At 65.4% G+C, this 21,736-nt stretch carries 23 protein-coding genes; 17 read left to right on the top strand and 6 right to left on the bottom strand.

Annotated elements, in window-relative coordinates; translation table 11 throughout:
- Position 1: 1 nt before the first annotated feature.
- Both K9B33_RS09100 and K9B33_RS09095 read right to left on the bottom strand, forming a co-directional pair.
- Positions 2–403, bottom strand: coding sequence for a PilZ domain-containing protein (locus K9B33_RS09100; protein ID WP_224548230.1), 402 nt, complete (start codon positions 401–403; stop codon positions 2–4).
- A gap of 106 nt (positions 404–509) precedes the next feature.
- Complete coding sequence (locus K9B33_RS09095; RefSeq protein WP_224548227.1) at positions 510–1,136, bottom strand: TetR/AcrR family transcriptional regulator; 627 nt, start codon at positions 1,134–1,136, stop codon at positions 510–512.
- Positions 1,137–1,296: 160 nt separating this feature from the next.
- Here K9B33_RS09095 and K9B33_RS09090 point away from each other — a divergent pair, with 160 nt between their 5' ends.
- Positions 1,297–3,603, top strand: coding sequence for a TonB-dependent receptor (locus K9B33_RS09090; protein WP_224548225.1), 2,307 nt, complete (start codon positions 1,297–1,299; stop codon positions 3,601–3,603).
- A gap of 98 nt (positions 3,604–3,701) precedes the next feature.
- Positions 3,702–4,970 (top strand): spinster family MFS transporter, encoded by a 1,269-nt coding sequence (locus tag K9B33_RS09085; RefSeq protein WP_224548224.1) that lies wholly within the window; start codon positions 3,702–3,704, stop codon positions 4,968–4,970.
- 275 nt (positions 4,971–5,245) lie between these two features.
- Here the strand turns inward: K9B33_RS09085 and K9B33_RS09080 are convergent, their stop codons facing one another.
- Together K9B33_RS09080 and K9B33_RS09075 are read right to left on the bottom strand one after the other, a co-directional pair.
- A complete protein-coding gene (locus K9B33_RS09080) occupies positions 5,246–6,823 on the bottom strand; it encodes a peptide chain release factor 3 (protein WP_224548223.1) in 1,578 nt (525 codons plus the stop codon).
- Between the two features lie 141 nt (positions 6,824–6,964).
- Positions 6,965–7,855, bottom strand: coding sequence for an aldose 1-epimerase family protein (locus tag K9B33_RS09075; protein WP_224548222.1), 891 nt, complete (start codon positions 7,853–7,855; stop codon positions 6,965–6,967).
- 125 nt (positions 7,856–7,980) lie between these two features.
- Here K9B33_RS09075 and K9B33_RS09070 point away from each other — a divergent pair, with 125 nt between their 5' ends.
- The 3 genes from K9B33_RS09070 to K9B33_RS09060 all read left to right on the top strand — a co-directional run bounded on the left by K9B33_RS09070 (position 7,981) and on the right by K9B33_RS09060 (position 9,574).
- A complete protein-coding gene (locus tag K9B33_RS09070) occupies positions 7,981–8,532 on the top strand; it encodes a hypothetical protein (RefSeq protein ID WP_224548221.1) in 552 nt (183 codons plus the stop codon).
- 69 nt (positions 8,533–8,601) lie between these two features.
- Complete coding sequence (locus K9B33_RS09065) at positions 8,602–9,018, top strand: SufE family protein (protein WP_224548220.1); 417 nt, start codon at positions 8,602–8,604, stop codon at positions 9,016–9,018.
- Between the two features lie 61 nt (positions 9,019–9,079).
- Positions 9,080–9,574, top strand: coding sequence for a hypothetical protein (locus K9B33_RS09060; RefSeq protein WP_224548219.1), 495 nt, complete (start codon positions 9,080–9,082; stop codon positions 9,572–9,574).
- A 36-nt stretch (positions 9,575–9,610) separates the two neighbouring features.
- Here K9B33_RS09060 and ggt read toward each other — a convergent pair whose 3' ends face one another.
- Complete coding sequence (ggt, locus tag K9B33_RS09055; protein WP_224548218.1) at positions 9,611–11,311, bottom strand: gamma-glutamyltransferase; 1,701 nt, start codon at positions 11,309–11,311, stop codon at positions 9,611–9,613.
- Between the two features lie 136 nt (positions 11,312–11,447).
- On the opposite strand from ggt, the gene K9B33_RS09050 reads away from it, so the two are divergent.
- A complete protein-coding gene (locus tag K9B33_RS09050; protein WP_224548217.1) occupies positions 11,448–11,867 on the top strand; it encodes a YybH family protein in 420 nt (139 codons plus the stop codon).
- 7 nt (positions 11,868–11,874) lie between these two features.
- On the opposite strand, the gene K9B33_RS09045 is transcribed toward K9B33_RS09050, so the two are convergent.
- Positions 11,875–12,933 (bottom strand): quinone-dependent dihydroorotate dehydrogenase, encoded by a 1,059-nt coding sequence (locus K9B33_RS09045; protein ID WP_224548216.1) that lies wholly within the window; start codon positions 12,931–12,933, stop codon positions 11,875–11,877.
- Positions 12,934–13,284: 351 nt separating this feature from the next.
- Here K9B33_RS09045 and K9B33_RS09040 point away from each other — a divergent pair, with 351 nt between their 5' ends.
- The 11 genes from K9B33_RS09040 (at position 13,285) to K9B33_RS08990 (ending at position 21,701) form a co-directional block, all read left to right on the top strand.
- Complete coding sequence (locus K9B33_RS09040; RefSeq protein WP_224548214.1) at positions 13,285–14,226, top strand: helix-turn-helix domain-containing protein; 942 nt, start codon at positions 13,285–13,287, stop codon at positions 14,224–14,226.
- A gap of 99 nt (positions 14,227–14,325) precedes the next feature.
- On the top strand, positions 14,326–14,769 hold the full coding sequence (locus tag K9B33_RS09035; protein WP_224548213.1) for an RrF2 family transcriptional regulator: 444 nt from the start codon (positions 14,326–14,328) through the stop codon (positions 14,767–14,769).
- Positions 14,766–16,265 carry a Fe-S cluster assembly protein SufB gene (gene sufB / locus K9B33_RS09030; protein WP_224548211.1) on the top strand — a complete coding sequence of 500 codons (1,500 nt, stop codon included), beginning with the start codon at positions 14,766–14,768 and terminating at the stop codon, positions 16,263–16,265. The genes K9B33_RS09035 and sufB overlap by 4 nt, the downstream gene beginning before the upstream one ends.
- A gap of 17 nt (positions 16,266–16,282) precedes the next feature.
- Complete coding sequence (locus tag K9B33_RS09025; protein ID WP_224548210.1) at positions 16,283–16,753, top strand: endonuclease domain-containing protein; 471 nt, start codon at positions 16,283–16,285, stop codon at positions 16,751–16,753.
- Positions 16,754–17,209 carry a hypothetical protein gene (locus K9B33_RS09020; protein ID WP_224548209.1) on the top strand — a complete coding sequence of 152 codons (456 nt, stop codon included), beginning with the start codon at positions 16,754–16,756 and terminating at the stop codon, positions 17,207–17,209.
- Between the two features lie 3 nt (positions 17,210–17,212).
- Positions 17,213–17,959, top strand: a complete 747-nt coding sequence (sufC, locus tag K9B33_RS09015; RefSeq protein ID WP_224548208.1) for a Fe-S cluster assembly ATPase SufC — start codon at positions 17,213–17,215, stop codon at positions 17,957–17,959.
- Positions 17,960–18,098: 139 nt separating this feature from the next.
- The gene (locus tag K9B33_RS09010; RefSeq protein ID WP_224548207.1) at positions 18,099–18,851 is read left to right on the top strand and encodes a SufD family Fe-S cluster assembly protein; all 753 of its coding nucleotides are present in this window, start codon (positions 18,099–18,101) and stop codon (positions 18,849–18,851) included.
- The gene (locus K9B33_RS09005; RefSeq protein WP_224548206.1) at positions 18,848–20,053 is read left to right on the top strand and encodes an aminotransferase class V-fold PLP-dependent enzyme; all 1,206 of its coding nucleotides are present in this window, start codon (positions 18,848–18,850) and stop codon (positions 20,051–20,053) included. The genes K9B33_RS09010 and K9B33_RS09005 overlap by 4 nt, the downstream gene beginning before the upstream one ends.
- Positions 20,050–20,514 carry an SUF system Fe-S cluster assembly protein gene (locus tag K9B33_RS09000; protein ID WP_224548205.1) on the top strand — a complete coding sequence of 155 codons (465 nt, stop codon included), beginning with the start codon at positions 20,050–20,052 and terminating at the stop codon, positions 20,512–20,514. Before K9B33_RS09005 ends, K9B33_RS09000 begins: the two co-directional genes overlap by 4 nt.
- Positions 20,514–20,876, top strand: a complete 363-nt coding sequence (locus K9B33_RS08995) for a HesB/IscA family protein (protein ID WP_224548204.1) — start codon at positions 20,514–20,516, stop codon at positions 20,874–20,876. The genes K9B33_RS09000 and K9B33_RS08995 overlap by 1 nt, the downstream gene beginning before the upstream one ends.
- Before the next feature lie 30 nt (positions 20,877–20,906).
- Positions 20,907–21,701, top strand: coding sequence for an SDR family NAD(P)-dependent oxidoreductase (locus K9B33_RS08990; protein ID WP_224548203.1), 795 nt, complete (start codon positions 20,907–20,909; stop codon positions 21,699–21,701).
- The last annotated feature ends 35 nt before the right edge of the window (positions 21,702–21,736 follow it).

The raw sequence follows: 21,736 nt of genomic DNA, 5'->3' as shown, positions 1-21,736 counted from the left end.
CCTAGCGTCCCGACTCCGCCAGGCGCAGGCCGAAAGACGCAGTTCGGCCGCGTGGCGTGTGGCGCTGGAAATGCGTCAGTCCCGATGTGAGGGCGGCGGCGTAGACGGGGCGGTCAGGGGATTTGTGCCCGGTCGCCTTCAACACCGATTCGACATCGACCGGTTCGTCGAAGGCCATGCCGAAATGGCGATCTGCGGTCCACACCACACGGCCCGGCATCGCCGTCTCGCCGCGCGTGACGACGATGCGGGCGCCGACGCCGGGCGATTTGCCCTGAATGCGCGCGCCGCCTTCGGAAATGTCGCGGATGCGCACGATCTGCGTGGCGGAGAGCGGTTCGCCCAGATTGAGATGGGCATCGATGAAGACGTTGGCGCGCCTGGCGCGCGGGGGGAAGTCCATGATCCTTCTCGCTTGATGTTGCACCAAGGGGAGGAGTCCTGAACGTGGCGGGTGGTTGCAACGGTCGCGCCGATCCGGGCCGCCGGCGCGACGGACGGTGGATTCGTCAGCGTTGTGGGCCGATCCCCTTTTCCACCAGCGCATTGGCGATCGCGGCGATCTCATCGGCCGGACGGCTGTCGTCCCACACGCCGTAGCGGAGTCCCAGAAACACGTTCATCCCCATGATCGCCCAGGCATGGACCTCCTCCACGTCGGCGCGGACGTCGCCCTTGTCCGCGGCCGCGCGCAGCCGTCCGGCCATGCGGCTGGCGGTATTTTCATAATGGGCGCGATAGGCGGCCTGGTCGACGAACTCGGCCTCGTCGATGATGCGGTAGATTTCCTTGTGCGCGCGCGCGAACTCCAGGAAGCTCAACAGGCCGATGCGTTCGGCGTCGATGCCGTCGCGCGCGGTGGCGATGCGGGGGGACACATAGTCGCGCACCTGCCCCGACATGTCGGCCACCAGCGCGCGGAAGATGTCGTCCTTGGTGTCGAAATAGGTATAGAAACTGCCCAGCGCGCACCCCGCGCGGCGGGTGATGCCGCTGATCGACCCGTCATGGAAACCCTTTTCGCCAAATTCCGCCGCCGCCGCCGACAGCAGGGCGCGGCGGGTGCGTTCGCCGCGGGCGGTGCGCGGCGTCTTGTCGTCCTTGACGCCGTCTGCCGCCTTGCCGTTTTCGGTCATGCCCTCTCCCGTAATCCGGTGTTCTTTTTGCCGCATCGCGATGCTCTCGTCACGGACCTCTTATTTGAAGTTGAAAGATGGTTCAACTTTCATTATCGAATCGGGCAAGACAGGAGCGACCCGGTGAACCGGGCGCGTTTTTTTCAGGAGAGGACAGCCCATGAAGGCCCATCAGACCATCCGCGCTCTTGCCCTGGCGTCCGTCGCCTGGAGCGGCTGCGTCGCGCTGCCGGCGCTGGCGCAGGACAGCGCGCCGGCTGCCGATACTGGCACCGACATCGTCGTCACCGCCCGCCGCCGCGAGGAAAGCCTGCTGAGCGTGCCGATCGCCGTCAGCGCCTTTTCCGGCGAGGCGCTGGAGCGCAGCGGCGCGATCGACATTACCGACATTTCCAACGTCACCCCCAACACCACGCTGGAAAATTCGCGCGGCACCAATTCGACGCTGACCGCCTTCATCCGCGGCGTGGGCCAGCAGGACCCGGTGCCGGGGTTCGAGGCGGGGATCGGCCTCTATCTGGACGACGTCTATCTCAACCGCCCGCAGGCGTCGGTGCTGGATATCTACGATGTCGAGCGGATCGAAGTGCTGCGCGGGCCGCAGGGTACGCTCTATGGCCGCAACACGATCGGCGGGGCGATCAAATATGTCACCAGGTCGCTGCCCGACCAGTTCTCGCTCAAGCTGCGCGGCACCTATGGCAGCTATGACCAGGCCGACGGCGTCCTGACCGTCAGCACGCCGATCAGCGACCTGATCCGCGTCGGCGGGTCGGTGGCGCGGCTGTCGCGCGGCGGCTTCGGCGACAATCTCACGCTGGGCATCGAGAATTACAACAAGGATGTCTGGGCCGGGCGCGGCACGCTGGAGATTGGCGGCAACGGCCAGCCGGTGCTGATCCGCATCTCGGGCGACTATACCCGCGACAAGTCCAATGCCCGCAACGGCCATCGGCTGATCCCCGGCCTTATTTCCGGCGCGCCGGTGCTGGACGACGTCTATGATACCCGCGCCGGCCTCAACAATCCCAAGCAGGATGTGAAGGCCTATGGGCTGGCGATGAACATTACCGCCGAACTGTCGGATCATGTCACGCTGCGGTCGATCAGCGCCTGGCGCAAGGATACCAGCTTCACGCCAATCGATTTCGACGCGCTGCCCGCGGTCGATGTCGACGTGCCGGCCGTTTATCGCAACGAGCAACTGAGCCAGGAATGGCAGCTTCTCTATGAAAGCGACCGGGTGAAGGGGCTGCTGGGCTTCTATTATCTCGACGCGAAGGCGGCGACGTCCTTCGACGTGCTGCTGGGCCTGACGGGCGCAACCATCGGCCTGCCGGGGTTGAATGGCTATACGGCGGGCGATGTGCGGACCGACACCTGGTCGGTGTTCGGCGACTTCACCTTCGACTTCACCGACCAGATCAGCCTGTCGGTCGGGGGGCGCTACACCAACGACAAGCGTTCGGCCTATATCCTCAAGCAAAACCGCATCAGCGGCACCTCGCCGGAATTTGGCGGCGCCGCCCCGATCGTGATCGCCACCGCGACCAATTTCCGCGGCGACCGCACCTTCAAGGAATTCACGCCGCGCGCGTCGCTGAGCTACAAGCCCGCGCCCGACCAGATGGTCTATGCCTCCTACTCCAAGGGGTTCAAGGGTGGCGGCTTCGACCCGCGCGGATCGGGCACGTCGGCGCCGGACAGCAATGGCGACGGGGTGCGCAGCTATCAGGAAATATACGACTTCCTCTCCTTCGACCCGGAAAAGGTCGACAGCTATGAAGTCGGCTACAAGGGGTCGTTGTTCGACCGCCGCCTGAGCCTGAGCGTCGCGGGTTTCTACGCCAACTATAGCGACGTGCAGATTCCCGGATCGGTTGGCTGCACCGTGGGCGGGGTGCAGAGCTTCTGCGGCATCACCACCAATGCGGCCAAGGCACATATCAAGGGGATCGAGGCGGAAGCCAACGCCCTGCTGGCGCGCGACTTCGCCGGGGCCGGGTCCAGCCTGCGCTTCGTGGGCGCGCTGGGCTATGTCGATGCGCAATATAAGCGCTTCATCGGTCCGGCGGGGAACGATGTTTCGGACATCCGCACCTTCCAGAATACGCCCAAATGGACGGTGTCGGGCACGCTGAGCGGCGGCGTGGCGATGGCGGGCGGGTCGCTCGACCTGTCGACCACCCTGTCCTATCGCAGCCTGACCCACCAGTTCGAAGTGCCGATCCCGGCGCTCGACCAGCCGGGCTATGCGCTGTGGGACGCCAGCATCGTGTGGACGTCGGCCGACGATCATTATTCGCTGGGGCTGCACGGCAAGAACCTGACCGACAAGCAGTATATCACGTCGGGCTATAACTATCAGTCGGCCACCGGCGTCTCGACGCTGGGCCGGGAAGGCGTGCTGACCGCCTTCTACGGCAATCCGCGACAGGTCTTCGTGACGGGGACGGTGAAATTCTGATCCTCGTCCAATCCCTCCGGTTCGGTTCGCGCTTGTCGAGAACCCACGCACAACGCTTCTCGACAAGCGCGAACTGAACGGGGATGGGTGAAAGCCTTATGACCGACCGATCCACCTCTGCCGCCGCGCCTGCCTCCCCCGCCTATCGTGGCATCGTGCTGGCGATGTTGCTGCTCGTCTATACGTTCAACTTTCTCGACCGGCAGATACTGGGCATCCTGGCCGGGCCGATCAAGGCGGAGCTGGGGCTGAGCGATACGCAGCTCGGCGCGCTGGGCGGGATCGCCTTTGCCTTGCTCTATTCGACGCTGGCGATCCCGCTGGCGTTGCTGGCGGACCGGACCAGCCGGACCTGGGTCATCACCGTGTCGCTCGCCATCTGGAGCGGCTTCACCGCGCTGTGCGGGATCGCGAGCAGCTTCACCCAGATGTTCCTGTTCCGCATCGGGGTGGGCGTGGGGGAGGCGGGCGGCGTCGCGCCCTCCTACGCCGTGATCAGCGACTATTTTCCCGCGCATCAGCGGGCGCGGGCGCTGTCCATCTATTCGCTCGGCATTCCGCTGGGGTCGGCCGGTGGCGTGCTGCTGGGCGGCTATATCGCGCAGGCGGTGGAGTGGCGCACGGCGTTCATCGCGGTGGGGATCATGGGCATAGTGATCGCGCCGGTCTTTCGGCTGGTGGTGCGCGAACCGGCGCGGCCGGTGCAGGCGGCCGATGCGGTGCCGGTGTCGGCGGTGTTCGGCATATTGGCGGCCAAGCGCAGCTTCTGGTTCCTGGCGCTGGGCGCGGCGTGCAGTTCGATGTGCGGCTATGGCGTGGCCTTCTGGCTGCCCAGCCTGCTGATGCGCAGCTTTGGCCTGGACATATTGGGGGCGGGGCAGTTTCTGGGTGGATTGCTGCTGATCGGCGGGGTGGCGGGTGTGCTGCTGGGCGGCTGGCTGGGCGACGCCATGGGTGGCAAGGACAAGGCCTATTATGCCTGGGTGCCGGCGGTCAGCTATGTTGTGGGGATGCCGCTGTTCGTGGTGGGCGTGCTGTCGGGCAGCGTCGGTTTCGCCTTCGCGCTGTTCCTGATCCCGCAGGCTCTGGTCTATGTCTGGCTGGGGCCGGTGCTGACCGCGGTCCAGCATCTCGTCCCCGCCCATATGCGGGCGAGTGCGGCGGCGAGCTTCCTGTTGATCAACAATCTGGTCGGGCTGGGGCTGGGGTCGTGGAGCGTGGGGGCGCTGTCGGATGCGCTGACGCCGACCTATGGGGCGGAGGCGCTGCGCTATGCGATCGTCGCGGCGCTGGGCTTCTACCTGCTCGCCGGGCTGTTCATGGCGCTCGCGGGCAAGGCTTTGCGCAAGGATTGGGTGGCGGCGTAACGCCACATCCTGTTCGGGCTTCGACTTCGCTCAGCCATGCCCTTCGACAAGCGCAGGGCGAACGGAAAAGACGTGGGTGCAGCGGAGGTCGCCACCGTTTGAGACAGGGAGTGCGACGGTTGCAGCGATAGGATGGCTTTCGTGAATGGGCAGAAGCAATGGCGCCATTCATGATTTTTGTGCACTAGTAGATATGTGGTGTGTTCCCGCGAAGGCGGGAACCCAGCTCTGCCTTTGGAACTGGGCTCCGGCCTTCGCGGGAGCACGTTGTTCTTTTAACGCTCTTTCGTCGCGCTGAACTTCACCTTGGGGTGGCGTTCCTGCTGGTAGCCGATGTCCCACGCGCTGCGGGCCATGAAGACGAGGTTGCCGTCGCGGTCCTTGGCCATGTTGCTGACATTATGGCCGACCAGTTCCTTGATCGCGGCATCGTCCCCGCTGATCCAGCGGGCGGTGTCGAAGGGCGACTGTTCGAGGCCGGCGGCGACCTTATATTCGGCCTCCAGACGGGAGATCAGCACTTCGAGCTGGAGCTGGCCGACGACGCCGACGATCCAGTTGCTGCCGATTTCCGGATAGAAGACCTGGATCACGCCCTCTTCCGAGAGGTCGTCCAGCGCCTTGCGCAACTGCTTCGTCTTGGTCGGGTCTTTGAGTTGGACGCGACGCAGGATTTCCGGCGCGAAATTGGGCAGGCCGGTGAAGCGCAGGCCGGGCTTTTCGCTGAGCGTATCGCCCACGCGCAGCGCGCCATGATTGGGGATGCCGATGATGTCGCCGGGGAAAGCTTCGTCCGCCAATTCGCGGTCCTGCGCGAAGAAGAGGATCGGCGAGTGGACCGCAAGCGGCTTGCCCGATCCCGACGGCGTCAGCTTCATGCCGCGTTTGAACTTGCCCGAGACGAGGCGCATGAAGGCGATGCGGTCGCGGTGCATCGGGTCCATATTGGCCTGCACCTTGAAGATGAAGCCGGTGACTTCGTTATTCTCCGGCTCGATCGCGGCGGGTTCGGCCGGTTGGGCGCGCGGCGGCGGGGCGTGCTGGCCGAGCGCGTCGATCAGTTCGGTGACGCCGAACAATTTGAGCGCGGAGCCGAAATAGACCGGGGTCAGATCGCCCGCACGATAGCGGTCGAGGTCGAAGCTGGCATAGCCGCCCTGCGCCAGTTCGGCTTCCTCGCGCAGTTTTTCCAGCGCGTGGGGCGAGAGATGATCGGCCAGTTTCGGATCGTCCAGGCCGCTGAACTGGTGGCGGGTGCCGTCAAATTCCTTGGACGGGCCGGCGGGCTGCATCAGGCGGTTGGTGGCGAAGTCGTAGATACCTTCGAACTCGCCGCCCATGCCGGCGGGCCAGCTCATCGGGCAGACGTCGAGCTGCAACTGGTCGGCGACTTCATCGAGCAGGCCGAAGGTTTCGCGGCCTTCGCGATCGACCTTGTTGACGAAGGTGATGATGGGGACGTTGCGCAGGCGGCAGACTTCGAACAGCTTGCGGGTCTGCGGCTCGATCCCCTTGGCCGCGTCGATCACCATGACGGCGGAATCGACGGCGGTCAGGGTGCGATAGGTGTCTTCCGAAAAATCTTCATGGCCCGGCGTGTCGAGCAGGTTGAAGGTGATCGTCTCGCCATCGCGGGTGCGTTCGAACGTCATGACCGAGGAGGTGACGGAGATGCCGCGCTGCTGCTCGATCTTCATCCAGTCGGAGCGGGCGCGGCGGTTTTGCCCGCGCGCCTTGACCTCACCGGCGAGATGGATGGCACCGCCTTCCAGCAGCAGCTTTTCGGTCAGCGTGGTCTTGCCGGCGTCCGGGTGGGAAATGATCGCGAAGGTGCGGCGGGATGGGATGGTCATGATGATTTTCTAACCGAAATAAATAAACCCGTTCGGCTGAGCGAAGTCGAAGCCTGCCACTGAGCGGAGCGAAGTGCCTTCACTTCGTTCAGGCGTGCCCTTCGACTTCGCTCAGGGCGAATGGAAACCGAAAAGCGCCCGTTACACGTCCACCAACGTCACGTCCATGCGGAAGGATCGGCTGTCGCCGGGCAGCAGGCACAATATGCCCTGCTTGTCCCAGACATCGCCGGTGAAGCCTACAAGGTCGGCCATCCCGGCCCAGGGTTCGACGCACAGATAATGGGCGCCCGGTTTCTGCCACAGGCCGAGCCAGGGGGTGTCGGGGAAATCGATTTTGAGGTGCGGTTGGCCGGGCACGCCCCAGGTCAGCGAGCGGCTATTGAGATCGTCCCAGATCAGGGCGTCGCCTTCGAATAGGGCGTGGGTGGGGATGAGCGTGTCGCCCTCCACTGGGGATGGGAAGCTTTCGCGGGCAATGAGGCCGGGTTCATGGCCGACCTTGCGGATCGGGGCGGGTTCGGGCTGCTCGAAGACGATGCGGTGATCCTCCGCCGCGCCGCCATAGGGCAGCGGCCAGGCGAAGGCGGGATGATAGCCGAAGCTGAACGGCATGGCCGCCTCCCCCCGGTTCGTGACGGTCGCGGTCATGCATAGCGTCGCGCCTTCGATGGCAAAGGCCATGTCGAGGCGGAAGTCGAAGGGATAGGCGGCGCGCGTCGCGCTGTCCGCTTCCAGCCGCAGGAACAGCCGGTCGTCGTCCTGCTCGACGACTAGGAAGGGGCTGTGGCGGGCGAAGCCGTGCTGGGGCATGGGATAGTCCTGCCCGTCCAGCCGATAGACGTCGCCGCGCGACCGGCCGACGAAGGGGAAGAGCAGCGGCGCATGGCCGGTCCACCAGCGCGGATCGGCGTCGGTCATCAATTCGCGTCCGGCGGCGTCCTGTAGCGACCAAAGTTCCGCGCCGAGCGGATCGATGGCGGCGGACAGAGCGGACGAGGCGATGGTGCAGCGCGCGTCGGATCGGGACAAGAAACATCTCCTGCGGGATGGAGCCTGCCGCATAGCGCGGGGGCGGCGACTTGTCTTGCGCCACAATCGTTTCGGTCCGGAACCGACATGGCGCGTCGCTGGTTTGACAAACCGGGAGGACGACCATGAAATTGACGACCATGACTATTGCCCTGACCATGTTGGTGCCGGGCGCTGCGCTGGCCCAGGCGCCGGCGAAACCGGAGCAGGCCAAGCAGGAAGCGGCCAGGCAGGAGGCGGCTGGGCAGGAACCGGAAAAGCGCCGCGACGGCACGCTGGACAAGGCCGGCAACATCGCCACCCAGCCGGCGCGCGACATCGGCCTGGACAAGGACGAGATTCCGCCCGTGCTGCTGAAAGCGGTGGAAAATCCCTATGCCGCCCCGCCGTCGCGCACGTGCAAGGGGCTGAAGGCGTCGCTCGCCGAACTCAACGCCGTGCTGGGCGAGGATTTTACCGTCGGCGCGAAGGCGAACGAGAATCGCACCGGCAAGATCGCCGAGGCGGTCGGCAAGACGATCGTCAATTCGCTCATCCCGTTCCGCGGACTGGTGCGCGAGATCAGCGGCGCGGCCCCGGCCGAGCGGCGCTTGCAGGCGGCGGTGACGGCGGGCGTCGCGCGGCGCGGCTATCTGCGCGGGCAGGCGGCGGCCAAGGGGTGCAAGGTCACGAGCTGATCGACATTCCGCCCAGGCGGGCCTGCAAAGCGGGTTCCGCTTTCTGCATTTGCCCCTATATGGGCGGCCATGACCGACCAGCCCCATCTCGCCGATCTCCAGGAAGACTATGCATTTCTGGACGCGGACGATCGCTATCGCCTGCTGATCGACCTGGGGCGCGGGCTGGAGGATATGCCCGACGCGCTCAAGACCGACGCGACCCTGGTGCGCGGCTGTTCGGCGGCGGTGTGGGTCTATCCCACCGTCCTCGATGATGGCCGGCTGCATTTCCTGGCGGACAGCAATGCCGCGATCACCAAGGGGATCATCGCGCTGGTGCTGCTGACCGTGCAGGACCGCGCGCCGGCCGAGATCGCGGCGGCGGACATAGAGGGCGCGCTGGCGCCGTTCGACCTCCGCAACCAACTCAGTTCCAACCGCACCCAGGGCATTCCCAACATGATCGCGCTGATCCGCGATACGGCCGCCCGTTACACCGCTTAAGGAAACTCCCGGCCGGTTCAGACATTGTCCTTCCGTAACCATATCGGAAGGACAGGACGCAATGCGCGCCATCATGATGATCGCAGCCGTCGCCACGCTGGCGGCCTGCGGCGACAAGACACCCAAGGCACCGACCCAGCGCGAGCAGATCGGCCAGGTCTGGAAATATGAGGGCGGTGAGGGCGGCAAGCCCAAGGTCGCCTATATCGGCAGCGCCAACAGCGTGCAGACGATGACCGCGCCCGACACTTTCTCGGTCCTGCTGGTCCAGCCGCTCAAGGAAGGCGGCGCGGACGTGACGGTCAAGCTGGTCGGCGCGCCCTTCACCTGCGACCTGTCGGATTGCCGGATCACGGCCACCACCGACGACGGCAAGCGCCACGAATGGCAGGGGCGGATGGCGACCAATGACGACGGTATCGCGATCGCGCCATCGCAGGGGGCCTATGATGTGATCAGGAAGGCCAAGAGCGTGAAGGTCGACCTGGTGGTGGACGGCAAGGCGCAGACCGCGCCGTTCGACTTCAACGTCGCGGGGCTGGATTTGAAGGGGTGATCCGTCATTGCGAACGGAGCAGGCCGAAGGCCGGCTTTACTCCTGCAACGAAACCCCCGGACTGCGCGGGTCGGCGGCGCCGACCCAGTGGCCGTCGGCCATGCGTTCGGCGGCATTGGCCTTGAGGCCCATGCGGTTGACGCTGACGCGGTGGCCCAGTTTCTCCAGCGGCGCTTTCATGGCTTCGAGCGAGGTGCCCTGTTCCAGCACCAGCCCGTCGCCGTTGAAGAAGAGGAGGCCGTGCGCGATCGACTCCTGCGCGGACAGGCCCCAGTCGAAATGCGCGATCAGCGCCTTGGCGACCTGCATGATGATGGTCTTGCCGCCCGCCGCGCCGACGGTGAAGATCGGCGTGCCCTTGTCGTCATAGACGATGGTCGGCGACATGGAGGAGAGGGGGCGCTTGCCCGCCTCCACCCGGTTGGCGACCGGCTTGCCGTCCTTTTCGGGCGTGAAGCTGAAATCGGTCAGTTCATTGTTGAGGATCACGCCATTGGCGATCAGCTGGCTGCCGAAGAAGCTTTCGATCGTGGAGGTCCAGGCGGCGATGTCGCCATTGCGATCCACCGCGACGAAATGGCTGGTGCCGCTTTCGGGCTGGGGCAGCGACGCGGTGCGCGGCCGTGCGCCGGGGGGCGTGCCGGGCTTGTAGACATTCAATGCTTTGTTCAGGCGGATGAGCGACGAGCGCTGTTTCAGATAGGCGGGATCGATCATGCCGCTGACCGGCACCGACACGAAATCGGGATCGCCCAGCCATGTGTCGCGATCGGCATAGGCCAGTTGCATCGCTTCGCCGATGACATGCCAGCTACGTGGATCGTCCTTGCCCCATTGGGCGAGCGGGAAGCGTTCGACCATGCCGAGAATCTCCAGCACGGTGACGCCACCGGCCGACGCCGGCCCCATGCCGCAGACGGTATAGGCGCGATAATGACCGCAGACCGGCCTGCGCGGCTTGGCCTGATAGCCGGCCAGATCCGCTTCCGCCATCGGCACCGGATTCTTGGGCGCATGGGTGACGGCCTGGCTGATGAGGCGGGCGTTTTCGCCGGTGTAGAAGGCGTCCGGGCCTTCCGCCGCGATCCGCTTGAACAGGGCGGCGAGCGGCAGGTTTTTGAGGTGGGTGCCGACCGGCGGCGGGGCGCCGTCGATCCAGAAGGCTTTCTGGATTTCGGGGAAGTCGGCCCAGATGCTCTGGGTCGCGCGCAGCGCTGTGGCGGTGCGTTCGCCCAGGTCGAAGCCATCCTGCGCGTAGCGGATCGCGGGCGCGAACAGATCGGCCCAGGGCAGCTTGCCCCATTTCTTGTGCGCGTCCCACGCCATGCGCAGATTGCCCGGCACGCCGGCCGAATAGCCGCCCGGCCAGGCCTGAATGAAGGGCAGGGGCTTGCCGTCCGGTCCCATGAAGCGATCCGGCCGGGCAGCGGCCGGCGCGGTTTCGCGCCCATCGATCGATTCCAGCAGGCCGGTCGCGCCGTCATGATGCATCAGGAATCCACCGCCGCCGATGCCGCTATTATGCGGTTCCACGACGTTCAACGTCAGCATCATCGCGATCGCGGCATCGGTCGCGCTGCCGCCCCTGCGCAATATCTCCTGCCCCGCCTGCGCCGCGCGCGGATCGGCGGCGGACACGGTGGCGTTGGTCGACACCGGCTCGCGGGCGAGGGCGGACGCGGGGATGAGGGCGAGGAGGGCGAGCGGGGCCAGCAGGCCGGGAAGGCGGGAGATCATGGCCGTCACCCTAGCCATAAGGTTGCGCGCGGCAACCCTTTGTGGCGGTTCTGGGCGGTCGCGATCAACAACAGCCGGCTCGTCCAGACCGACTTTCGCGATAGCAGACAGGCGATACAGGCGTTAGCATCGGCATATGGACAGCATAGATACACTCGCGGACGCATATGCCCTGGCCGTCTACGAGAAAGACGAGGCCGCTTTCCTGTCCTTATACGACATGGACGTGCTTGTCTTCGATGCATGGGGGCCATGGTCTTATGAAGGCCGGGATGCATGGGCGGCCATGGTGCGGGACTGGTTTGCATCCCTGGGCGAAGAGCGCGTCAAAGTCACATTCACGCCGGAGAAGAGTCTGGTCGGGGACGACTGGGCCGTCTGGTGCGCCACGACGCGCTACGCCGCCGTCGCGCCATCGGGCGAAGAATTGCGCGCGCTGGAAAACAGGACGAGCTGGTCCCTTCGGCGTCGGGACGGTCGGTGGCGGATCGTGCATGAACATTCGTCCGGCCCGGCGGATTTCGAGACGCTCAAAGTGACGCTGCATCGCCCCTGACGCGATCCTATCGCACGTCGACCCCGATCGCCTCGCCGATCGTTTTCACGCCATCCCGCGCCATCAGCGCCTTCAGCCCGGCATTGATCCGTTTCGCGAGATACGGCCCTTCATAGACCAGCGCGCTGTAGAGCTGGACCAGCAAGGCGCCGGCGCGGAGGCGGGCATAGGCCTGTTCCGCATTGGCGATGCCGCCCACGCCGATCAGGGGCAGGCGGGTGCCGGTGAGGCGGCGAAAGTCCTTGAGCCGCGCCAGCGACAGGCCGGTCAGCGGCGCGCCGGACAGGCCGCCCGCTTCGCTAGCCTGGGCCGATCGCAGCGCGGGGCGAGTGATGGTGGTGTTGGAGACGATCAGCGCATCGACGCGATGGTCGAGGCAGGCGGCGGCGATATCCTCGACATCGGCCGGTTCCAGGTCGGGGGCGACTTTCAGGAAGATGGGCGTCGTTCCCGCGCCCCGCGCGGCCATCACCGCCGAGAGCAGATCGTCGAGCGCCGCCCGGCCCTGCAACGCCCGCAGGCCCGGCGTGTTGGGGGAGGAGATGTTGACGGTCAGATAGTCGGCCAGCGGCGCCATGCAGGTGACGCCGGTCGCATAGTCGGCGATGCCGCGCCCGGCCGCGGTCGCGTCCTTGTTCGCGCCGATATTGATGCCGATCACCGGGCCGCCGCTCTCCACCGGCCGGCGATAGCGCGCGATCCGGTCCGCCGCGGCGCCCTGGCCGCCATTGTTGAAGCCGAAGCGGTTGATGACGGCGCGGTCCTCGACCAGGCGGAACAGGCGCGGCTGGGGATTGCCCGGCTGGGCCAGCGGGGTCAGCGTGCCCAGTTCGGCGAATCCGAAGCCCAGCCCGTGCATCTTGTGGGCGATGCGCCCGTCCTTGTCATAGCCCGCGGCCAGGCCGACCGGGTTGGGAAAGCGGATTCCCGCCACCACCGACTCCAGCATCGGGTCGGGCGCCAGCGGCGCAGGCGTCGGCATCAGCCGCAGCGCGGCGATCGAGAGATGGTGGGCGCGCTCGGCATCCAGGGCGAACAGCAGCGGGCGGATCAGGCGATAGGACATGGCCCTGCCTATGCCAGCGGACCCTTCGTCCGTCGAGTCACTGTGGCCATGGGGCAACAGCGGAGGGTTCGGGTTATTTCATGACAAGAAACGTCATGAATGAGACCGTTTGCGCGCCGAAAATGTCCGTTTCATCCAATAAAGTTGCTGTGATTCGGGCGTAAAGCCGCCTTGCGACCCGAAGGCTCTCTGGCCTATGGCCAATGAGACCTTTTACTGACCCGGCGGTGCAAACCGCCGGGTCATTTTTTTGGGCTTCGGCTGCTAGCTGTCGAAAAACTTTACAATTTTTCCGTCCGGCCGCTTGCGCCGCGCCCGTGTTGGCGCATAGTGACCGGCAGGGGTGAAAAAATGGGGTCGCATCACAGCGATAATGTGGCGCACGCAGTCGCGTTGCCGGATGACCGCGGGCCGCTGTCCTATACGGTCGATGCCGCGCAGGGGCCTGTCCGGCTGCGCTATTTCGCACCGCCTGCGCATCTGCGCGCCTATTTCGGATCGCTCTATTATTTCACCGTCGCGGCCGATCGCTATGCCGACTTCACCCGCGCCGACGTGCCGCAGTTGCGGCTGATGCTGGAGGGTGGCGGCGACTATCATTTCCAGGACGGAACCGTGATGGCGACGCCCGACGTCTGCCTGCTGGGGCCGACCATGGGCGCGACTCGATTCGAAGTCGACCGGCCGTTGCGGGTGATGGGCATTTCCCTGCTGCCCGCCGGCTGGCTGGCGCTGCACGGCGGCGACGCCAGCGCGCTGGCGGACGGGCTGTGCGATCTCGCGGCCGAACGGGGCGACGTCTATGCCCGGCTGCTGGACAGGTTGCGCGCGCTGGGCGACGATGCCGACGCGATGGCCGGGCTGTGCTGGAGCGAACTGGGGCGGCTGACGCGACCGCTGCGCCCCGCGACGTGGGAATTGCTGGCGGCGATCGACGCCTGGCTGATGGACGAAGGATCGCCGCGGATCGAGGTGCTGGCCGAAACCACCGGCCTGTCGCCGCGCCAGCTCGCCCGCCTTGCCAATAAATATTATGGCGCGGCGCCCAAGCTGCTGGCGCGCAAATATCGGGCCCTGCGCTGTTCCGCGCGCATCGCGCTGGACGGAGTGAGCTGGCAGCAGCTTTGCGAGGAGGGCGGCTTTTACGACCAGTCGCACTTCATCCGGGAGATCAAGCATTTCATCGGCCTTACGCCGCACCAGTTGCAGACCGAGCCGTCCGCGGTGGCGCAACTGACGTTGTTGCGCCGCTCGCTGGGCGGCGACGTGGCGGTGCTGAATCGCCTGAGTTAAGGGCGGCCAAGCAAAATTGCCTTGATTATCCGCGCTCGGCGGACCACATGCGGCCAATCGGATGGAATCAGTCCGATTTGAGAATGGTTCGCAATTGATATGAAATTATCGAGCTTTGCCGACTATGCGGTCGTGTTGATGTCCGCCGCCGCGCGCCATTGCGGCCACGCTGGGCTTGCCCCGGCGGAATCGCAGCGCGTAGCGAAGATGAACGCGACCACATTGAGCGCCGAAACCGGCATTCCGCTGCCTACCGCCCAGAAGCTGGTGAGCCGGCTGTCGGCGGCCGGGTTGCTCGAATCGAGCCGCGGCACGGGCGGCGGCGTGCGGCTGTCGCGCCCGCCCGCCACGATCACGCTGGCCGATGTGGTGGAGGCGGTCGAAGGGCCGATCGCCATGACCGCCTGCAACGAGCAGGGCGCGCATGACTGCAATCTGGAAACCGACTGCCGCATCCGCCCGCATATGAACGTGGCCAATGAAGCGATCCGATCCGCCCTTGCCGGCGTCACCATCGCCAGCCTTAGCAGAGAAATGGCATGACCGAACAAGCAACCACCGTTCAAGGCTATTCTGGCCGTAACGCCGAAGCGCAGGAGGCGGCCGATCGCGCCTCCACCTACGAACATGGCTGGTCGTCGGCGATCGAACAGGATTTCGCGCCCAAGGGGCTGAACGAGGATACGGTCCGCTTCATTTCCGCCAAGAAGAAGGAGCCGCAATGGCTGCTCGACTGGCGGCTGAAGGCGTTTGCCATGTGGAAGACGATGACGCCGCCCGACTGGGCGAAGCTGAACGTCCCGCCGATCGATTATCAGGACGCCTATTATTACGCCGAGCCGAAGAAGAAGGTGGAGCTGGATAGCCTGGACGAGGTCGATCCTGAGATTTTGGCGACCTACAAGAAGCTGGGTATTCCCATTGCCGAACAGGAAGTGCTGGCAGGGGTGAAGGGTTCGCGCCGGGTCGCGGTGGACGCGGTGTTCGACAGCGTGTCGGTCGCGACCACCTTCCGCAAGGAACTGGAGGAGGCGGGGGTCATCTTCCGCTCGATCAGCGAAGCGGTGCGGGAATATCCCGACCTGATCCGCAAATGGCTGGGCAAGGTCGTGCCGATGCACGACAATTATTTCGCGACATTGAACTGCGCGGTCTTTTCCGACGGGACGTTCGTTTATATCCCCAAGGGGGTGCGTTGCCCGATGGAATTGTCCACCTATTTTCGCATCAATGCGGAGAATACGGGGCAGTTCGAGCGGACTCTGATCGTCGCGGACGAGGGCAGCTATGTCTCTTATCTGGAAGGCTGCACGGCGCCGATGCGCGACGAGAATCAGTTGCACGCGGCCGTCGTCGAACTGGTCGCGCTGGACGATGCGGAGATCAAATATTCGACCGTCCAGAACTGGTATCCCGGCGACGCCGACGGCAAGGGCGGCATCTATAATTTCGTGACCAAGCGGGCGCTGTGTCAGGGCAGGAACAGCAAGGTGTCGTGGACGCAGGTCGAGACGGGGTCCGCGATCACCTGGAAATATCCGTCCTGTGTGCTGAATGGTGAGAATAGCGTGGGCGAGTTCTACTCGGTGGCGCTGACCAACAACAGGCAGCAGGCCGACACCGGCACCAAGATGATCCATAACGGCAAGGGGTCGCGGTCGACCATCGTGTCGAAGGGGATCAGCGCCGGGCGGTCGAACAACACCTATCGCGGGCTGGTGCGCGTGGCGCCGGGGGCGGAGGGCGTACGCAACTTCACGCAGTGCGACAGCCTGCTGCTGGGGGACCAGTGCGGCGCGCATACCGTGCCCTATATCGAGGTGCGCAATCCGAGCGCGCAGATCGAGCATGAGGCGACGACGTCAAAGATTTCCGACGACCAGCTTTTCTATGCGATGCAGCGCGGGCTGGATGCGGAGAGCGCGGTGTCGCTGATCGTGAACGGCTTCGCGCGCGAAGTGCTGCAGCAGTTGCCGATGGAGTTTGCGGTCGAGGCGCAGAAGCTGCTGGGGATTTCGCTGGAAGGCAGCGTGGGGTGAGGGACAAGGGGCAACCCATGGACTCCCCTCCCCTTCAGGGGAGGGGCCGGGGGTGGGGGCTGTCCGTGCGGCAGCTTTCTACGATGCAAGATCGTGCGCGCAAGATGCGGCACGATCCGACCGAGCCGGAAAAGCGGCTTTGGCGTGTCCTGTCGGGTTCAAAGCTGGGCGGCTATAAATTCCGACGGCAGGCGGTTGCCGGTTACGCTGTTGCTGATTTTCTGTGTCCGCAGAAAGCCGTCATCGTTGAGATCGACGGCGATACGCACGCTGATGGTTCGGATTCTGAGCGTGATCATCGGCTGAGCGAACAGGGCTATCACGTCATTCGTTTCGGGAATGCTGATGTGATGACGAATTTGGAAGGTGTGTGCGAAAGGTTGCTGGCTGTTTTGGAGACTGCACCTGACCGTTGGCACAACCCCCACCCCAACCCCTCCCCTGAAGGGGAGGGGCTTTTCGAGATCAATGAAAAGACGAGTGACTAGATGAGCGACGAAGACGATATTCAGGATGCCCTCGCGGATTTTGCGGAGGATGTCGGCAATGGCCAGTCATGGACCGCCGCGATCCGGATCCTGACCGAGGATTATGAGCTGGAAGAGGGCGAGCTGGAGCCGCGTGCGCGCGCCGATTTCGGCGACCTCGACGCCTATGAGGCGCAGAGTCGCGCGGCGCTGGAGGCCGGCGACGTCGCCTTCACCGAGAAGCTGCGCAAGGACAAGACGTTCCACAAGGCGAAGGCGCCCAACCTGGCCCGCATGGGGCCGGTCAGCGAATTCGTCGTCGCGCTGCTGGAAAAGGGCGCGCCGGAGCCGGATGCCGACTGGTGGCCCTATATGCCGATCAAGCGGCATATCGACACGCTGTTCCCCGCGCCGGGCGACGTGCGCGACATGGCGTTCTGGACCGCGCGGACGCTCGAGCGGGCGCATAAGGGGTAAGAGATGCTGACGATCGACAATCTGACCAACGAAATCGACGGCAAGGCGATCCTGAAGGGATTGTCGCTGACCATCAACGCGGGCGAAATCCATGCGATCATGGGGCCGAACGGCGCGGGCAAGTCGACGCTGGCCTATACGCTGGGCGGGCGGCCGGGCTATGATGTGACCGGCGGCACGGCGACGTTCGAGGGTGCGGACCTGTTCGAACTGGAGCCGCATGAGCGCGCCGCCGCCGGGCTGTTCCTGGGCTTCCAATATCCGGTCGAGATTCCCGGCGTCTCCAACCTCCAATTCCTGCGCGAAAGCCTCAATAGCCAGCGCCGCGCGCGGGGCGAGAAGGAACTGAACGGCGGCGAGTTCATCCGCCTCGCCAAGGAAAAAGCCGCGCTGCTGGGCCTCGACATGGAAATGCTCAAGCGGCCGGTGAATGTCGGCTTTTCGGGTGGCGAGAAGAAGCGCGCCGAAATGGTGCAGATGGGCATCCTCGATCCCAGGCTCGCCATCCTCGACGAGACGGACTCCGGCCTCGACATCGACGCATTGAAGATCGTGGGCGCGGGGATCAACGCGATCATGCGCAAGAGCGACAAGGCCGTGCTGCTCATCACCCATTATCAGCGGCTGCTCGACTATGTGAAGCCGGACTTCGTCCATGTGCTGGCGGCCGGCCGGATCGTGAAGTCGGGCGGGCCGGAACTGGCGCTGGAGCTGGAACGGGAAGGCTATGCCGAGGTGGTGGCGGCGTGAGCAATGCAATACAACAGCCGTTCGTTTCGAGCCATTCGACGGCCTGCCAAGGCAGGCGCTCAGGACAGGCCAAGGTCGAGAAGCGCAGGCGCAGCGCTAGCCGCTTCTCGACTTCGCTCGAAGCGAACGGAGGCGGGGAATGACTGTGCTCGCTCTCCCCACGCGCAAGGACGAAGACTGGCGCTATAGCGATGTCGAGGCTGTCGCCGCGATTTGGCCGACGCCCGCGCCGACGCGGATCGACGTGGCCGAAGGCGATACGGCGCGTCATCATCTGGTGCAGGACGCGGCGGATGGGACGGCGGCGGTGCATGACTATGTCATCACCATCGCCGACGGGGCGCGGTGCGATTTCCATGTGTTGAATATCGGCGGCAAGCTGGGGCGTGTGACCTTCACCGTGACGCTCGGCAGCCAGGCGCATTTCGAGCTCAATGGCGCGATATTGGGCGGCGGCGACCAGACGCTGGAGATCATCACCAGCGTCACCCATGCCAAGCCCGATTCGACCAGCGGCCAGACGATCCGGTCGATCCTGGGGCAGCGTGCGACCGGCAGCTATCTGGGCAGCATCAATGTCGCGCGCGATGCGCAGCGCACCGACGCCTTCCAGTCGATCAAGGCGATGCTGCTGGACCGCACGGCGACGGCGAACGCCAAGCCGGAGCTGGAAATCTTCGCCGACGACGTGAAATGCGCCCATGGCGCGACCGTGGGCGAACTGGACAAGACGGCGCTTTTCTACATGGCCAGCCGGGGCATGGACCCGGCGACGGCCAAGACGCTGCTGCTGCGCTCCTTCGTCGCGGGCGTGTTCGACGATGTTGCGGACGAGGCGGTCAAGGATGTGCTGGAAGCGGCCGCGATCGCCAAGCTGGAGGCCCTGGTATGACCGATCTGGCCCAGACTTTGCGGCTGCGGGACGATTTTCCCGGTGTCGGGGACTGGCACTATCTCGATAGCGCCGCCACCGCGCAAAAGCCCAACCCCGTGATCGACGCGATCGCGCGCGCCTATGGCCCGGACTATGCGACGGTGCATCGCGGCGTGTACGAGCGGTCGGCCAATATGACGCTCGCCTATGAAGCGGCGCGGCGGAAGGTGGCGGGCTTCATCGGCGCGGCGAGCGACGGGGAAATCGTCTATGTCCGCGGCGCGACCGAGGGGATCAACCTGGTCGCGCAATGCTGGGCCGGGACGCAGCTCAAGGCGGGCGACCGCATCCTGCTGTCCACGCTGGAGCATCACAGCAATATCGTGCCGTGGCAGATCGTCGCGGAGAAAGTCGGCGCGGCGATCGATGTCGTGCCGCTGACGCAGGACGGCAAGATCGACCTCGACGCGATGCGCGCGATGATTACGCCGCAGCACCGGATGGTTGCGCTGGCCCATGTGTCCAACGTGCTAGGCAGCGTGCTGGACGTGCGCCGCGCCGCCGACATCGCCCATATGGTGGGCGCGAAGATATTGATCGACGGCTGCCAGGCGGTGCCGCGGCTGGCGATCGACGTGGCTGCGATGGACTGCGATTTCTACGTCTTTTCCGCGCACAAACTCTATGGCCCGACCGGCATCGGCGTGCTGTGGGGGCGGGCCGAACTGCTGGACGCCATGCCCCCCTATCAGGGCGGCGGATCGATGATCGACAAGGTGACGTTCGAAAAGACCACCTACGCGCCCGCGCCGACCCGGTTCGAGGCGGGGACGCCGCACATCACCGGCGTCGTCGGGCTTTCGGCGGCGATCGACTATGTACAGGGCATCGGGTTGGACAGGGTCCACGCCCATGAGTGCGCACTGGTGGCCAAGGCGCGGGCGGCGCTGGAGAATATCAACAGCGTCCGCCTGTTCGGGCCGGACGACAGCGCGGGAATCCTCTCTTTCGAGGTGGAGGGGGTGCATCCGCATGATGTCGGCACCATATTGGACGAAACGGGCGTCGCGATCCGGGCCGGCCATCATTGCGCACAGCCGCTGATGCGGCATCTGGGCGTCGAGGCGACCGCACGGGCCAGCTTCGGCATCTATAGCGACGAGAGCGACGTGGATGCGCTGGTGCGCGGACTTGAACGGGTAAGGAAAATCTTCGGATGAGCGAAGAGCATAAGATCATGATCGAGGAAGTCGAGGCGGTCGAAACCCCGCCCAAGGCGCGCGTCGAAGAGGCCGCGGATGCGGCGCCGCGCCAGCGCGACTATCTGGACGGCTTCCTGTCCGCCAAGCCCAGCGACGTGCCGGCCGGCGAACCGGGGGGCGATCTATATGACGCGATCATCGAGGCGCTGAAGGAGATTTTCGATCCGGAAATCCCGGTCAACATCTATGATCTGGGCCTGATCTACGGGGTCGACGTGACGGACGATGGCCATGCCGTCGTCACCATGACGCTGACGACGCCGCATTGCCCGGTCGCCGAATCCATGCCGGGCGAAGTCGAACTGCGTGTCGGCGCGGTGCCGGGCGTGGGCGATGCGCAGGTCAATCTGGTCTGGGATCCGCCATGGGACCCGCAGAAGATGAGCGACGAGGCGAAGCTGGAACTGGGGATGCTCTGATGACCGACGTGCAGACCAAGACCCGCGCGCGCCCCGCCGCCGTCATCCTGACGCCGACGTCGCAGGCGCGCATCGCTGAACTGATGCGCCAAGCGCCCGAGGGCGCGATCGGGGTCAAGCTCTCCACCCCCAAGCGCGGCTGTTCGGGCCTGGCCTATTCGGTCGACTATGTGTCGGAAGAGACGACGTTCGACGAGAAGATCGAGACGCCGGGCGGGGTGCTCTATATCGACGGCGCGTCGGTGCTGTACCTGATCGGATCGACGATGGACTGGGTGGAGGATGATTTCACCGCCGGTTTCGTCTTCAACAACCCCAACGCCAAGGGCAGTTGCGGCTGTGGCGAGAGCTTCACGGTCTAGGGCGTAACAGCCGAACGGAGGTGGGTTGTAATGCCGCATCTGCTCGTCCTCGGCATGGGCTATACCGCCGCTCGGCTGGCCGGTCGCCTGCGTGGGGAAGGGTGGCGGGTTACCGGCGTCAGGCGTCACGCCGCCTCGGATATCCTCGCCTTCGATGACGAGCCCGCCGTCCGCGCCGCCATCGCCGGCGCGACCCACATTCTCTCCTCCGTCCCGCCCGAAGGAGGCGTGGACCCCGTGCTGATCCGCTATGGCCAGGCCATCGCCGCCGCGCCGGCGTTGTGGACCGGCTATCTGTCGTCCACCGGCGTCTATGGCGATGCGGCCGGCGCCTGGGTGGATGAGGCCAGCCCGGTGGGGCAGGGGCGGCGCACCGCGCGGGCCGCCGCCGACGCCGACTGGGGCGCGCTGCGTCCCGACATGCGCCGCTTTCGCCTGCCGGGCATCTATGGGCCGGGGCGATCGGCGCTGGACCGGGTGCGCGAGGGGAAGGCGCATCGCATCGCCCTGCCCGATCAGGTCTTCAGCCGCGTCCATGTGGATGACATCGTCGCCGGGGCGATCGCCAGCTTCGATGGACCGCCCGGCGTCTATAATCTGGCTGACGACCTGCCGTGCGCGCAGAATGACGTGATCGAGGCGGCCTGCGACCTGCTGGGCCGGCCCTGGCCGCCGCTCCAGACCATGGGGGAAGCGGCCCTGTCGCCGATGGCGCGCGGCTTCTATGCCGAAAATCGCCGCGTCGCCAATGGCCGGGCGAAGCGGCTGCTGGGCTGGGCGCCGCTCTATCCGACCTACTGCCAGGGGTTGCGCGCCTGCCTGTAAGGCGATCGGCGCATGGTTTACGCCTTGTTAACCGG

The sequence above is a fragment of the Sphingobium sp. 3R8 genome, from assembly GCF_020166615.1.
Taxonomy (GTDB): Bacteria; Pseudomonadota; Alphaproteobacteria; order Sphingomonadales; family Sphingomonadaceae; genus Sphingobium; species Sphingobium bisphenolicum.
The sequence above is the reverse complement of the archived record's forward strand: the minus strand, read 5'-3'. Positions and strand labels throughout refer to the sequence as shown.